A 15637-nucleotide genomic window follows, 5' to 3' on the forward strand; every position below is an offset into this window, starting at 1 on the left:
TTACTCGAAGATTTATTTCTGTTGGGCTGACTTTGACAATTTCTATTTTTCCTGTAATAGCTTGTACCCCGCAGCAGCAGACAGCGCAAAGAATTAGCCAAACCCCAAAAGACTCTCCCTGGCAAGAAATTGGTCAGTTACCAACGCCTTTAGAATCCCACCAAATGATGGTATTGGGTGACTATATCTATGTGATTGGTGGCTGGAATGAGACCAAAGGCATTCATGAGGATGTCTTTTTTGCGCCCCTAACGTCAGAGGGCACATTTGGTGACTGGCAAGACACAACGGCTCCGTTGCCTCTAAAGCTACAACACCATATGGTGGCTATCCATAAGGGTGCTTTTTATGTGTTTGGAGGAGATAATGGCTTCTGGGATGGCAGTGAGGTTTCTAGCCGAATTCTGCGGGCGGTGCCCAATCAGCAAGGTGATATTACAGAATGGGTAGATGTAGGAGAGTTACCAGAGCCACTAACAATCCATGCCGTCACTAGCCTGAATAATCAGCTTTATATTCTGGGTGGCAGCAATACGTTTCGCCCCAACAACACGACGGTAATTGATAAAGTGTTTACAGCGACCATTGCCGCTGATGGAACGGTGGGAGATTTTCAAGAGCTGGTCCCCTTTCCTACACCCATCGGCTGGGTAACGGCAACAACTGTGGACAATCGCATTTTTGCAGTGTCTGGCACTGCCCAGTTTAGACCGAGTGAATTACTTGATCAGGTTTGGGTGGCTGATGTTCAAGTGGATAAAACCCTGTCACCGTTTGAACCGGTGGGGACAATTACAGCACGACAGCGACATGCAACTGTTTTGGTGGATAGAACATTGGTTGCGATCGCAGGTGGTGCAACCAACAAAGTTCTCTCCACCGTCGAAGCCGCCACGGTTGATGACCAAGATAATCTCGGATCCTGGACAGAGCTACCGCCTTTACCCGAATCCCGCTATGCCCATGCTGCCTTTGTCCATAATGGTTACATTTATGTGTCCGGTGGTTTCATAAAATATGGTAGCAATGAGACCAGTACTCAGATATTTAGATTACCTTTTGAGCAGGGGTAGTACCAATTGTTAATGCATGAAAATGGACGTTTACAGCGTTGAATCATAAATCCCACAGGGCGGCTAGGGTATACGGTCCACCGTCCACCTGCCAGAAAGTGCCGTCCACATAGCGACGGTTTAAATCTAGCTCGGCTATTGTCTGCATGTCGGCGGCAGTTAGCGACAAGTCAGCAGCGGCCAAATTTTGCTTAATACGGTCAGGATTAACTGACTTAGGAATCACTGCGGTGCCTCGCTGCATGGCCCAGCTCAGCAGTACCTGAGCGGGTGTGGCTCCATGGTGTTTAGCAATGGTTGCAATGGTTGGATTTTCCAACAGAACAGGTTCGTCATCGGCCTTCAAGCTATCAGGCCGATCCGCTGACCCCAACGGTGAATAGGCCGTCAGATAAATATTGTTTTCTTTGCAGAAATCCAGCATTGAGGTTTGCTGTAGGTAAGGATGCAGCTCAATCTGGTTCATTTCTGGCTTTAAGCGGGCATTTTCCAGTAAATCCTGTAGTTTGGCCATACTGAAGTTAGACACCCCGATGTGACGGCATAGCCCCTCATCTGCCAAACCCTCCATTTCACTCCAGGTAATTAAAATGGGCAATACTTCCAGCGAAACTAATTTTTCGGGCGTCAGGGGAAACGTTGCCCCCTTTTTCAGGGCAACAGGCCAGTGGATAAGATACAGATCCAGATACTCTAACTGCAAATTCGAGAGGGTTTCCTTCAGGGCAGGCCGCACATCCTCCGGCGCATGGGAATCATTCCATAGCTTTGAGGTAATCCACATTTGCTCACGGGTGACCATGCCTTCACTAAATGCGTCTGACAGAGCATGACCAACTTCGGCTTCGTTGCCATAGATGTGGGCACAGTCAATGTGGCGATACCCCGCTGCAATGGCTGCCTTAACAGCCTTATACACGTCGCCAGGTGCAGACTTCCATGTGCCTAATCCTAAAATCGGCATCTGGTCGCCGTTTTTAAATTTAAATGTAGTTACCATTTATCTGCTCCGAGCGATGAACATTTTCCATCCTGTCTTTTCATCAAAGTAGCAGGGAAAATTAAATTTGCGTCAAACTCAGCATTTAATCCTGTGATTAGGGGCCTTAACCTGCCTGATTTCAAGACGGCGTTTTCAGGCGATAATCACTAACATATTTTACTTTTACCCAACGCTGAAGCATCAAGTTGTAAAGCTAACGGCACGTTGCTATTGGAGTGATGTTAACGTCATGGGAGATTCTCACAACTCAACCTGGGTTGATGTTTAGAATCCTCCCAAAACTGAGACGCATGAATGAAATTTGGTAATAGGCCTACTATGTTAACAATTTCTTCAGCATTAGAAACTATAGCAAGCCTTAGCAATCAACCTCTACACAGTACAGGAGCATGGCAACCCTATGCAATTTTGACCCACTGTGCCCAGAGTGTTGAATGTTCCATGGTGGGATATCCCATACAACAACCTGAAATCTACAAAGCCACGGTTGGTAAGCTAGCTTTCACCCTTTTTTCCGCCCTCGGTGCCATGCAGCATCCCTTAGATGAACCCATTCCTGGTGCCCCAGAATTGGAAGCACATGGCAATCTCAAAAAAGCTTTGGCTCGCTTAAAAAAAGCTTACATTGATTTTGACAACTACACAGATTCCCTGGCTCCTCATTTTACCTATGGAGACCTATCAAAACAAGACTATATCCGTGCCCATGTGATGCATTTAAATAATCACCTTGAGGAAATACGAGAATATTCAGCTTGATTCACCATCAGCATCCTTAAGGTTAATTCAATAACAATCCGAGCGCAATTACTGTTAGCCCCCTCGACGACTGGAGACTATTGTTATGTTTGATAATTTTTGGCACAAACTGCCGACTCCGCTGGCGTTGTTGCAGTTATTAAAGCTTCGCAATGATCTTAGGGAGAAAAATCTCCACGATACATCTCAGCTGCCTGATAGTGGTGAATTGCCCAAACCTCACCCCAGCTCTGATGGGAGTCACCTAACTGCTCGTACAGCAGACGGTAGCTTTAATGATTTGCAACAGCCCCAAATGGGTATGGCGGGCACCCGTTTTGGCCGTAATGTTGCTCTGGGTGCCGTTGAAGCAGAAGCAGCCCCTAAGCTGATGACGCCAAATCCACGTGAGGTCAGTCGCATATTGATGACGCGCGATCGCTTTCAGCCTGCCACCATTCTTAATCTGTTGGCTGCGGCCTGGATTCAGTTTGAAAACCATGATTGGTTTTCCCACGGTGATAACGAGCCTGACGATAAGCTGGAAATTCCTTTGGAGCCCAATGATCCGTGGCCAGAGGAGCATCGCCCCATGGCCGTTGGCAAGACGCTGGCAGACAAGTCTCGACCGGACGGTGCCAGACCCAAAACGTTTATCAATACGGTCACCCACTGGTGGGACGGCTCTCAGATCTATGGCAGCGACCCAGAAACGGTGGATAAATTGCGATCGCACGTCCATGGCAAACTCACTATTCAGGATGACGGTCTGTTACCTGTGGATCCCGAGACTGGCCTAGATGTCACCGGTTTTAACGATAACTGGTGGATTGGATTATCCATGTTGCATACTGTGTTCACCAAAGAACACAACGCTATTTGCGATCACCTAAAACAAGAATATTCCCATTGGTCCGACGATGTTCTCTTCAACCATGCCCGGTTGATCAATGCAGCACTAATGGCAAAAATCCACACCGTTGAGTGGACACCTGCGATTTTACCTCTGCCGGCAACGGATATTGCGCTGAATGTGAACTGGTCTGGTTTCCTAGGAGAAGACCTGAAGCAAGTTTTAGGCAGCGTCGGTGAAGGAGAACTCACTGATTTGTTGTCGGGGATTGTGGGGTCTGAGACGGACCACCACACCGCACCCTACTATTTAACTGAGGAATTTGCGTCTGTGTATCGCATGCACCCGCTGATTCCTGATGAACTCCAGTTTTATTCTCTAGATAATAATCGGCCATTACAAGCCGCCGACTTTTTCCAAATCTCAGGCAAACGCAGTCGGACATTGTTAGAATCAATCCCTATGCCGGACCTATACTATTCGTTTGGTATCGCCCATCCTGGTGAAATTAGCCTTCATAACTATCCGCGTTCCTTGCAGCAATTGGTGCGAGACAATGGTGAGGTCTTTGATCTAGCAGCGGTGGATATTTTACGCGATCGCGAACGGGGAGTGCCCCGCTACAATCGTTTCCGAGAGCTGATCGGTAGAACTCGTGTGAAATCCTTTGAGGAAATTAGCAGCAACAAACAATGGGTCGAAGAAATGCGTCGAGTCTACTACAACGACATCAACAGCGTAGACCTGATGGTCGGTCTGTTTGCTGAAGATAAACCTGAAGGCTTTGGCTTTAGCGATACCGCCTTCCGCGTGTTTATCCTCATGGCCTCTCGCCGCCTGAAAAGCGATCGGTTCTTTACCAAAGATTATAGGGCTGAAGTTTATACCCAGCTGGGCTTAGACTGGATTGCCAACAACACCATGGTAACTGTTCTACAGCGCCATTTTCCCACGCTAGCTCCAGCGTTGTACGACATTGACAATGCATTTAGACCTTGGCGTCGCATTGGCACCTAGGGTGCGGTGGGTCCTCAAGCTCTTTGCACTGCCACATAATCGCAAGGGTGGGTCAATCAGTATTGAGCCAGGAACTTCTCAATCATAGATAGCCCAATGATAGAGAGGCATGGATAATATTAGATATAAAGTCTCCTAATATAGACCGACAATCTAAAGAAAATATGGGGAAGAGTAACGTTGCCCAATGGCCCAACCAGCCTTTGCTACTCCTCATAAGTTCCTCAACTTGTTTTGTTACGATCAAGAAGGAAGAGATAAAAATCTTCCACATTTGTTGATCCAACAATATATCAGGAGAAAGCGAATGATTCGCAAAATTGTGGTTGGCTTGGATAGTTCTGATTTAGGGTTGAGGGCCTTACAAAAGGCGATCGCATCTGCACTTAGCTACAATGCAGAGCTAAAACTCGTTCATGTTTTAGTAGATAGCGAACCAGGCGCGCCAAAATTTAGTGGTTATTTTGGCGGACCTCTATACCCCAGCGTTAGCGCCACCGTAGTGGAATCCTACCAAGTTGCCTGGAATCAGTTTGTAGATCATTCGCAAGCTTTACTGAATCAGCAGATTGCCGATGCTCAAAATTATGGCATAGAAGCATCGGGCACCCTACTGTATGGCAATCCAGGCGCACGATTGTGTGAAGTCGCACAAACCTGGGAGGCCGACTTAATTATTGTGGGCAGTCGTGGCCTATCGGGAATGAGTGAATTTCTAATTGGCAGCGTTAGCAACTATGTGTTGCACCATGCTCCCTGCTCCGTTTTGGTCGTACATGCTAAGCAACAACCCGTTGAGGATACTCCGATTGCTCGCAAAAATGAGCAGACTGACACAGCATCCAGCGAGGGGCCCAAGCAGATTTTGGTGGCGCTGGACAAGTCAGAAATGGCTCAAAAGGCAATGAAAACTGCCATCGAACTGGCAAAGCTACATCAGGCTGAACTCAGGCTACTTCACGTCATTGACGAAGATGAACCAGGTTTGCCTCAAAAGCTGATTTTTAGCGATAGTCAATACATATCCCAACATAGTGAGCTCCTATTTGCAGAGTACCAGCAGGAATGGAACAAATTTGTCAGTGGCTGGTGGCAAACCTTACAACTCTATGTTGAAGAACTGGAAACTGAAGGTATTGAAGCCATTTGTGATGTCATGCAGGGACGCACGGGGCAGCAGATCTGTGAAGTCGCTAATGATTGGCCTGCCGATCTGATTGTCATGGGCTGTCGCGGATTGTCAGGGCTTAAAGAGTTACTAGTGGGTAGTGTCAGCTACTACGTCAGCCATCGAGCTCCCTGTGCTGTTTTCGTCAATCGACCTAAGTCATCTACGTCAACAAAGGCGCATCAAGAACAAGAAACACGCCAGGTCGCCCAAACTAGAGGGTAAATGGTGGAATTACTCCCGAACCAGGCTTAAACCGAGTTTGGGAGTAAGGTTCTTCATAATTTCCTCAACTTTCTCCACTAGCGTGAAATTATTGCTCAGACACAGGTGGCATCCATCAAGCACGCTTATGAGACCTGATGTAAAACCCAGACTCAATGTCCATGTAGGTTTACCTCGGATTGTCCTGATTAGCGCCTTTCGCGTCAGTATGGTCTGGGATTTGCTCACTACATTTTTAGGGAGCCTGCTCATTCTAAATGGTATTCATTTCATTGCCATTGGCTTAAGTCTAGTCGGTACTTTAATTGCAGGGGCCTTTAATTTCTCGACTCGTCCTATATGGGGACATAATCAAGGCAAACAGCGTGAAATTTACCTGCTAAGACTTGCTTGGATACTCGCTATTCTTTTTGACTTTTGGACATCATTTATCTGTAACGTCACCTACGTTGCCTTAGGACGATTTGAGTTAGGCCGAGCGGCTACCTGGGATTACATGGCTCGCATAACATGGGATCAGCATCTGATCGTCCTAGTGATCACCATCTTCACAGTTATGAGTCCGATGATGGTTGGCATCATTAGAAAGCGCAATCCTGAATTTTTAGCTTAGATTCGACTGCGGGGTGGTATCAAGGCAGAGCGGGAAGTTTTCCCAAGGATAGAATTCAATCGTCAGACGTCAGGACTTCACTAACGTCTAACGTCTGACTCCCCAGCCAGCCAAGCTTTTCTGGCGTAAGTTGATGCCTGGTAGGTGCAACTTGCCAAAGGCGATTGATCACGGTATCTATGAAATATCTATGTTTAGATACCTCTATTAAATCAATCGCTAACTGTTGTGAGCGCAGCCTTAAACGTCATTACGATTACCAATATCATTAGTGTTGTCGTACCCATTGTCATTATCTTGGGTGCGTTTTTTCTAGGAATAATTGTTGAACGTCAAGGGTTAAATCGCCTGCAGGCGCTCTCTTCCAGGATAGGTTGGGGTGGTGCTGATGTGATTATCAGCTCCCTCAAAGGATTAATCCTGTTTTGGTTTATTATTGGCGGTATTTTTGCAGCGATTCTGACGCTGCCCATTGACAATAATTTATTTCTCACAATTCAAAGGTGTCTCTTAGTAGCCGCTATTGCCTCTGGTACCTTAATCGTTGCCCGTTTATCTGTAGGCTTTGTCCGCTACTTTTCTGAGACAAAAGGGGCAGGTAATCTGACATCTCTATTTGAGATGCTGACCCAAATTGTGATTTTCACCTTCGGTGTACTGATCACACTGCAGTCCCTTGGCATTGCCATTACACCTTTACTCACAGCTTTGGGTATTGGTGGTGTTTCCCTTGGTCTAGCTTTTCAGAGTACCCTAACTAATTTTCTGTCAGGCTTAAACCTAGCCACATCTAATAAATTAAGGGTTGGGGACTTTATCCAGTTAGATTCTGGTGAAGAGGGATACGTGGTGGATATTGCCTGGCGGCACACTATCCTGCAAGACATTCGCGACAACATGGTAGTGGTACCCAATACCCGAATCCTCAATAATGTCTTCAAGAACTATGGTCTACCAGATAAAGAAGCTCTGATTATCCTTGAAGTGGGTATTAGCTACGATACGGATTTAGAGAAAGTAGAACAAGTCGCCCTTGAGATCGCCAATGAGGTGATGAATGACGTTGTTGGAGGCGTGCCCAATTCTGACCCCTGGATTCGCTTTAAAGAATTTGGTTACTTCGCGATCACCATGACGGTTTACCTGCGCATTCGCGAATATTTTGACCATCTGGTGGTGCGCCACGAGTTTATCAAACGGCTGCATAAGCGTTTTCGCAACGAAAATATTCCCATGCCGTTTCCGATTCAAACCTCGTTAATTCCTATTCCCCATGAGCAAACGCAAATTCCTAAGCGCAGCACGTTGAGTCACGATGGTTTGCCAGACCTGCCGTTTTTACATGACGATCAGTAATCGTTCCCTGAGCGCAGTCGAAGGGAACGATGGCTGATGGTGATTAAACGCAGAGGCTAAGCGATTGCTGATCTTGCCCAGCTTGATCCTGTGCATTCAGTAAACGGTTAAGACCATTAAGCACAGCCAAGATTGAGGCTGTTGTGATATTGCGATGGGTACCCACGCCATAGTATTTCTGTGACTGTTCCGGACCAGTAACGGCAACTAGGGCAATGGCCTCGGCCCCACTGCCTGCATGTAGCGCGCGCTCTTCATAGTCAGCAATCTCGATTGCCAAGCCACCAAGCCGTAGAGCTGCCACTAGGGCATCGATGGGACCATTGCCAGCCCCTTGCAAACATAGCGGTTGGTTGTCGTAGTTAACCTGCATCACTAGCTGTTGCACCTGGTCATTGTCACCTGCCGTCTCTAGATGGTGGGATTGATAGACCACTGGCCCCGGTGCTGTGCCATAGGTGCTACCAAACAACTGCCAAATTGCCGATGATGACATTTCGTCGCCAGTACTATCCATAACCTGCTGTACTATCTGGCTAAATTCCACCTGTAAAGCCTTGGGTAGAACAACGCCATAGTCTCGCTCTAGCAAGAAGGCAATGCCCCCCTTTCCTGACTGACTGTTAACCCGCACAATGGCCTCATAGGAGCGACCCACATCTGCCGGGTCCATGGGCAAATAGGGAATCTCCCAGTAGTCCTCCGGCTGTCGTTGAGCAAATCCTTTTTTGATGGCATCTTGGTGAGACCCAGAAAAGGCTGTAAAGACCAAGTCACCCACATAGGGATGCCGTGGATGAATGGGTAGCTGGGTGCATCGCTTAACCACCTCGGCCACCTGATCTATTTGCGAAAAATCTAGGCCCGGATGAATGCCCTGGGTATAGAGATTCATCGCTAACGTCACCAAGTCCACATTGCCGGTACGTTCGCCATTGCCAAACAGACAGCCTTCCACTCGATCCGCCCCTGCCATTTGGGCCAGCTCTGCCGCTGCCACACTACAGCCTCGATCATTGTGGGGATGGACACTCAGGGCCACTGCATCACGGTAGTCTAACTGGCGATGCATCCATTCCACCTGATCGGCAAATATATTGGGTGTAGCGACTTCAACGCTGGCTGGTAAGTTAATAATCGCTTTGGCGTCGGGTGTGGGTTGCCACACGGCCAAGACTGCATTGCAAATATCTCGGGCAAAGGGTAGTTCAGTTGAAGTAAAGACCTCAGGAGAGTATTGAAATCGCCAGACTGTTTCTGGTTGTTGTTGGGCCAGCTGCCGAATCAGGGTGGCAGCTGACACAGCTAGTTCAATGGTCTCTGTTTTGTTATTGCGAAAGACAACTTGTCGAAAGACGGGAGCTGTCGCATTATAGACATGGACAATTGCTTGTTTTGTTCCTCGCAGTGCTTCAAATGTTCGACGGATAAGCGATTCCCTTGCCTGGGTGAGGACTTGTATGGTGACATCTGCGGGGATCCGATCTTCTTCAATCAGTCGTCGGACAAACTCAAATTCTGTTGCCGAGGCTGATGGAAACCCTACTTCAATTTCTTTAAAGCCAATGCGCACCAACAGTTCAAAGAAGTGCAGCTTTTGCTCAATCGACATGGGTTGAGCCAGGGCCTGGTTGCCGTCACGTAAATCGGTGCTGAGCCATGTGGGGGCTTGGGTAATGGTGCAACTGGGCCAGGTGCGGTCAATCTGAATCGGCTGAAACGGACTATATTTCTGAGCAGGATGCTTCAACATAATGGTTTTTGTGAGTGCTTAATGGTTGGTTGTTTAATTCCTTTTCTCGGGAAGAGCATGCAAAGGATGCTGTTGCGTTTCGCTCTTGGGAGGGGTGCCCAACGGGCGGTGTGGGTAAAGTCTGCGAGCAACAATGTTTACAGGCAAAAAGACTTAAACCTCTCAAGCCACAACAATTCCTTTAAAAAGCAGAAGGATTGATGTTGAGAGCTCGAAAAATTGCGCAAGGGAAACCCACCCCGGAGCCCCTCCCATGAGGGGATAGGGTATCGATAGACGTGGGAGATTTTGGAGATAGGCAGGCTAGGGAGACAACCTAAGAGAACGCTTTCATTTCAGCAATGGGGCTCTTCCAAAAGTGGAAGAACCTGGGTGAAATGATCGTCCTATGATTTCAGGTATGACATCCAAAACTCAAAAGTTCCTGTATATCAGGAACGTTGGGTAATGGATCAATTAGAAAAAGCCTACCTATCGTATGGATTGGGGTGTGATCTAGTTAGTATGCGCCAGGCGCAGCAGCAGTCCTAGCCCACCGAGGCTAGTTAGACTGTGTAGTGATAGCTGCTTGACTGCGTTCATGACAAAAAAAGTTTGTGAAAAACTCAATGACGAGATTCTAGCTTACTCTTTTTTAGACCGTCAACTAAATTATTGGATGGTTATTGGTTCCTGGTTCTTAGTTCTTGGCTGCTCATTCTTTGTTTTGAGGCATTGTCTCCCATAGTTTGTTAATGACTTAACGTGTCTAACTTAACTAACTAAGAACTAAAAACTAGTAACTCAAAACAATTCCTGATTAGCGCTTAACCAGGCATCCTGATATTCTAACAAGGTTACAAAACTTTACGTCTTTGCTTTTATGGCTGCCAAGTCGCGCCTGCCGCTGCAGTTTTGGATTGTCACGTTGGTGGCATTCATTAACTCCGTCAGTTTTACCATCATTATTCCAACGCTGTACCCCTATGCTAAAGAGTTTGGTCTCAGTGATCTGGCGGCGAGTCTTCTGACCACGGCGTTTTCCTTGTCCCAGTTTTTGGGTACCCCGATTCTGGGGCGGCTATCGGATCGCATTGGGCGTAAGCCGTTGTTGGTAATTAGCTTATTGGGCACGGTGGTGGCTAACCTGCTGGCGGCGGTCAGTCCCTTTGCCTGGTGGCTGTATCTGGCCAGGATGCTGGATGGTCTAACAGGGGGTAATAATTCTGTAGCCCAGGCGGTGGTCAGCGATATTACGACCCCGGAGCAGCGGACCCAAGCTTTTGGAATTTTTGGCGGCATATTTCGACTGGGGTTTGTCGTGGGGCCGCCACTGGCCTATTTTGCCCAGACTTTACCCCCGATACCGGGTATCACGCCTTTGGGTATGAGTTTTATGGTGTCAGCCCTGATGGCCCTGGTGGCAGCGATTCTCTGTTTTGCGGTATTGCCGGAAACACGGCCATCGTCAGAGTGCGATCGCAAACTCAACCTATCCCTCAATGACTTTGGTTTTGGCCGCCTGGCCACCTCCTTCCGCAAACCGTTGGTCGGTCGCATTTTCCTGATGACCTTTCTCAATGGGGCCACATTCACCGTATTTACCTTTGCGTTTCAGCCCTTCTTCTTAACGGTGCTGGGGCAAGATACCAAGAATCTGGCATTTGCGTTTGTATTCTTTGGCGTTCTAGCATTTTTATCCCAGGTGTTCTTATTAGGGCCTCTGCGAAAACGGATGAATCTTGTCACACTGCTGGTGACTGCCCTGATTATGCGGGGAATTTTGCTGATTCTTTATCCGTCGTTCCCCACCATTGAAGCGTTCTGGGTATTGCTATTCTTCTTTGGTATTGTCAATGCATTTCCGATGCCGCTGATCGACTCACTGCTGTCGTTACGTACATCTAAAGATGAACAGGGTGAAGCCCTCGGTACCAATTCTTCTTACCTGAGCATGGCCAATGCCATCGGCCCGGCTGTTTCCGGCGTACTGGTCACCTTTGGGTATGGCATGCCTTTTTTGGTGGCAGGTGGGTTAACTATAGCGATCGCAATCTTTGCGTTTTCCCTAAATTTGCCAGACAACAAAGCCCCGGCAGTGTGATCAATGAATAGAACCAGCGGATGGGCAATGCCCATCCGCCGATTAAATTAATCTTGCAATAGCGCTTCTTTTTGCAGCACCATCAGCTGCTTAATGCCCACTTCTGCATAATCCAGCATCTGATTTAGCTGTTGACGATTAAAGCTTTCAGCCTCAGCAGTTCCCTGCACTTCGATATACCCCAATTCCCCATTGAGCACCACATTAAAATCAATGTCGGCTGCAACATCTTCTGGATAATTGAGGTCGAGAAACGCATCGCCTTCTAACAGACCGACAGAAACAGCGGCAATCTGATGCTTTAAAGGTGAGCTTTGCAGGGTGTTTTTGGCCATGAGTGTGGCGATCGCATCTTCTAAGGCCACATAAGCCCCCGTGATTGCCGTCGTGCGAGTACCGCCATCAGCTTGGATCACATCCGCATCTACCGTCAGCGTTATTTCCCCTAACGCCTCTAAGTCTAGGGCAGCCCGCAAACTGCGACCGATCAGCCGCTGAATCTCTTGGGTACGACCCGATAGTTTCATCAGCTCACGCCTTGTCCGGGTGTGGGTCGCACTGGGCAACATCCGATATTCTGCCGTGAGCCAACCTTGCCCTGAGTCCTTCAGCCAGCGAGGCACGTCTTCAGACGCTGACACCGTACATAGCACTTGAGTATTGCCGCAGTGGGCTAAGACTGACCCAGCCGCATAACGGGTAAAACGTCGCTCGAACTTAACTGGACGTAGTTCATTCGGTTGCCGACCATCAGGACGCTGCCAAACCATAGTGTCAATGCTCTGTATAACTATTTTCCAACATACCTAGTCTGCCGGAGTGTTGAGGACTTACCACCAGTTTTTTTAGGGTTTGCTTAGATGTCCTTACAAAAATACTTTTATCAAAGAATTATCAGATTTGTTCGCTAATCACCTGAAAAATATAGAGCGATGGAACCTAACTACCTCAGATCATCGTCTTAATAGAAACATGTCGGCATTGCCCCCTTTGCTAAAGCCCATTAAACATCTATGTTTTCTAAGTGATTGGGCTTTAAATCTGCTGCCTATTTCAAATAGGCAATCCCCCCCTTAAGAACCTCTTGGCTGTCAAACCACATTGAGGTGATGATTATATTTGCGATAGGGAACTATTGAAAAATGAGTGCTTTGCAGTAAAACTGCTAGTACCCAATGTGTAATAAAACCGTATGACAGGCCCACAGAGCTATCGAAATCACCCATGTTGGATAGTGGTAAAATCCTAACTGTTGACGATAGACCTGAGAACTTAGAGGTACTCACAGAGGTCTTAGCTTCAGCTGGGTATACGGTAGCAGCATCCATTAGTGGCGAGCGGGCTATCCACCGTTTACGGTCTTTTGTGCCAGACCTGATCCTGCTGGATATTGAAATGCCAGGACTTGACGGCTTCGAGACTTGTCAACAAATTAAAGCCAATCCCAGTACATCCCACATTCCCGTTATTTTTATTACGGCCCTATCAGATACTGAAAGTATTGTCAAAGGCTTTTCAGTGGGAGCAGTTGACTTTATTAGTAAACCATTTCAAGAACCGGAATTATTAGCCAGGGTTGCCACTCATTTACAACTAAGGCATGTTAATCAGCTCTATGAATTAGAACAGAAAAAAACAGAAGAACTGACTAAACTCAATAACAAACTTCTGCTGACTCAGTTTTCAGTTGATAATGCAGCCAACGGCATCGTTTGGCTGGATGAAGATGCTAAATGTTTCTACGCTAACACAGCGGCTTGCAACATCCTGGAGTACTCATCTGAAGAACTCACAACCTTATCAGTACCCGATATTGACATTAATTTCTCGCTGAAGCATTGGAAAAAGCTTTGGAACACCATTAAACAGAAACAAAGCGTTTCTCTTGAATCTCAACACCTCACCAAGAGTGGGCGGGTTTATTCAGCTGAAATCACGGTTAACTATCTTTCTTTTGCAGAACGAGAATGCAGTGTTGTTGTGTTTCGTGACATTAGCGATCGCAAACGGGTTGAAGCTGAACTTCAGTTAAGTCAGGCCCGCACCCAGGCAGCATTTGAGCAAGCGGCTGTGGGCTTTGCTGAAGCCAACATGACCACTCAAAAATTTACGAATGTCAATACACTCTTTTGCCAAATGATCGGCTATAGCCGAGAAGAGTTATTGCAGATGACATTTGGTGATCTCACCTATCCAGAGGATATCCAAGCGTCTCGTCAAGCGATGGAACGTCTGTATAGCGGGGAGGTAGATAGTTTCACCCTGGAAAAGCGATATCTACGTAAAGATCGTACCTATTTTTGGGCAGAGACAACCGTCTATTTGGTCAAACTGCAGGGGGAGCATGCGATCTATACCTTAGGTCTAATTCAGGATATCAGTGAGCGTAAAGCCACTGAAAAAGCACTGAGCCTGGCCAAGTTTGCCATTGATCACACTGCTACCAGCTGCTTTTGGGTGAATAAGGATGGACATTTTCTCTCGGTCAACAAAGCGGCCTGTCAAAAATTGGGCTACTCTCAAGCAGAATTAACCACCATGTCGGTGTGGGATATTACCCCCACATTTTCTCAACGTGAATGGCCTGCCCATTGGCAAGCCCTCAAAGAGCGTCATTACCAACGATTGGAAACGTTTCACCAAACGAAGGATGGGCATATATTTCCAGTGGAAGTTGTTGCTAACTTTTTAGAATTTGAAGGCGAACAGTACAATTTTGCACGGGCAATCGATATTACCGAGCGCAAAGCGGCTGAAGTCAAAATAAATCAACAGAATCAAGAATTGGAACAGGCGCTCAGACAGCTGCAAAACACTCAGCTACGGCTGATTCAACAGGAAAAAATGTCCGCCCTCGGCAATTTAGTGGCAGGTGTTGCCCATGAAATCAATAATCCAGTTGGTTTTGTCGGTGGCAATGTTACTGAGCTCAAACGCGCGCTATCGGATCTGATGGAACATCTAACCCTCTATCGTCAACAGGCCCCTACGGAGAAAATAGTTGCCCATGCTGCCGCCGTTGAACTGGATTACCTATTAGAGGATGTTCCTAAAATGCTGACATCGATGGAAACGGGATGCGATCGCATTCGTAACATTAGTGTTAGTCTGCGCTCATTTGCCCGTGCCGATAAAGAAACCAAGGTCGCCTTTAATTTACACGAGGGCCTGGATAGTACCCTACTAATTCTCAAACACCGCCTGAAGGCTAATAAACAACGGCCAGCCATTCAGGTGCATAAGCATTACGGTACCTGTCCTGAAATCACTTGCTTTCCAGGGCAGTTAAACCAGGTCTTTATGAACCTTTTGGCCAATGCCATTGACGCACTAGACGAAAAAAGCCAATACCAAGATTACGCAGCCCTGGAAACCACCCCTAACCAGATCACCATTAAGACCGAATTCAACCAGGGGAAAATCATCATCCATTTTATTGATAATGGCGCAGGCATGCCTGAGGACATTAAGTCGCAGATTTTTGATCACCTCTATACTACAAAAGAGATTGGCAAAGGAACCGGCCTGGGGCTAGCCATTGTGCAACAAATTGTTGTCGAAACCCACGGCGGGCAAATTACGGTTAACTCTGCCCCTAATCAAGGTACAGAATTTACGCTGACTCTACCGACCTCTGTAACGGAGTGATACCGCTAAAGATTGAGTTTTCTCAATTTTTCTACGCCATTGTGCCCATAAGCGGTTAAAACAGGCATATAAGACAGCAAACCATCTCTAGACCTGTAGTTTTTTGT

At 47.2% G+C, this 15637-nt stretch carries 11 protein-coding genes; 8 read left to right on the top strand and 3 right to left on the bottom strand.

Translation table 11 applies throughout. The annotated features are described in order from the left end of the window. The first annotated feature begins 32 nt into the window (after window positions 1–32). Complete coding sequence (locus QGP82_RS00995) at window positions 33–1073, top strand: Kelch repeat-containing protein (protein ID WP_499056670.1); 1041 nt, start codon at window positions 33–35, stop codon at window positions 1071–1073. Between the two features lie 43 nt (window positions 1074–1116). On the opposite strand, the gene QGP82_RS01000 is transcribed toward QGP82_RS00995, so the two are convergent. Further along, a complete protein-coding gene (locus QGP82_RS01000) occupies window positions 1117–2073 on the bottom strand; it encodes an aldo/keto reductase (RefSeq protein ID WP_499056672.1) in 957 nt (318 codons plus the stop codon). Between the two features lie 321 nt (window positions 2074–2394). Here QGP82_RS01000 and QGP82_RS01005 point away from each other — a divergent pair, with 321 nt between their 5' ends. The 5 genes from QGP82_RS01005 (at window position 2395) to QGP82_RS01025 (ending at window position 8046) form a co-directional block, all read left to right on the top strand. Next, a complete protein-coding gene (locus QGP82_RS01005) occupies window positions 2395–2835 on the top strand; it encodes a DUF1569 domain-containing protein (protein WP_499056673.1) in 441 nt (146 codons plus the stop codon). An 85-nt stretch (window positions 2836–2920) separates the two neighbouring features. Continuing rightward, entirely contained in the window at window positions 2921–4684 is a 1764-nt protein-coding gene (locus QGP82_RS01010) for a peroxidase family protein (protein WP_499056674.1), read from the top strand. 307 nt (window positions 4685–4991) lie between these two features. Then, entirely contained in the window at window positions 4992–6077 is a 1086-nt protein-coding gene (locus QGP82_RS01015) for a universal stress protein (protein WP_499056675.1), read from the top strand. 127 nt (window positions 6078–6204) lie between these two features. Then, on the top strand, window positions 6205–6690 hold the full coding sequence (locus QGP82_RS01020) for a hypothetical protein (protein ID WP_006514376.1): 486 nt from the start codon (window positions 6205–6207) through the stop codon (window positions 6688–6690). A gap of 228 nt (window positions 6691–6918) precedes the next feature. Beyond that, entirely contained in the window at window positions 6919–8046 is a 1128-nt protein-coding gene (locus QGP82_RS01025; protein ID WP_163669028.1) for a mechanosensitive ion channel domain-containing protein, read from the top strand. A 43-nt stretch (window positions 8047–8089) separates the two neighbouring features. Here the strand turns inward: QGP82_RS01025 and leuA are convergent, their stop codons facing one another. Then, window positions 8090–9799, bottom strand: coding sequence for a 2-isopropylmalate synthase (leuA, locus tag QGP82_RS01030; protein WP_499056678.1), 1710 nt, complete (start codon window positions 9797–9799; stop codon window positions 8090–8092). Between the two features lie 862 nt (window positions 9800–10661). Here leuA and QGP82_RS01035 point away from each other — a divergent pair. After that, window positions 10662–11882: an MFS transporter gene (locus QGP82_RS01035; protein ID WP_163666457.1), complete on the top strand. Its 1221-nt coding sequence runs from the start codon at window positions 10662–10664 to the stop codon at window positions 11880–11882. Between the two features lie 47 nt (window positions 11883–11929). Here QGP82_RS01035 and rph read toward each other — a convergent pair whose 3' ends face one another. Continuing rightward, window positions 11930–12652 carry a ribonuclease PH gene (gene rph, locus QGP82_RS01040; RefSeq protein WP_163666459.1) on the bottom strand — a complete coding sequence of 241 codons (723 nt, stop codon included), beginning with the start codon at window positions 12650–12652 and terminating at the stop codon, window positions 11930–11932. A gap of 454 nt (window positions 12653–13106) precedes the next feature. Here rph and QGP82_RS01045 point away from each other — a divergent pair, with 454 nt between their 5' ends. Continuing rightward, window positions 13107–15530, top strand: a complete 2424-nt coding sequence (locus tag QGP82_RS01045) for a PAS domain S-box protein (protein ID WP_163697816.1) — start codon at window positions 13107–13109, stop codon at window positions 15528–15530. Window positions 15531–15637 lie beyond the last annotated feature (107 nt).

The organism is Leptothoe sp. LEGE 181152 (assembly GCF_032906605.1).
GTDB lineage: Bacteria > Cyanobacteriota > Cyanobacteriia > Phormidesmidales > Phormidesmidaceae > Leptothoe > Leptothoe turfae.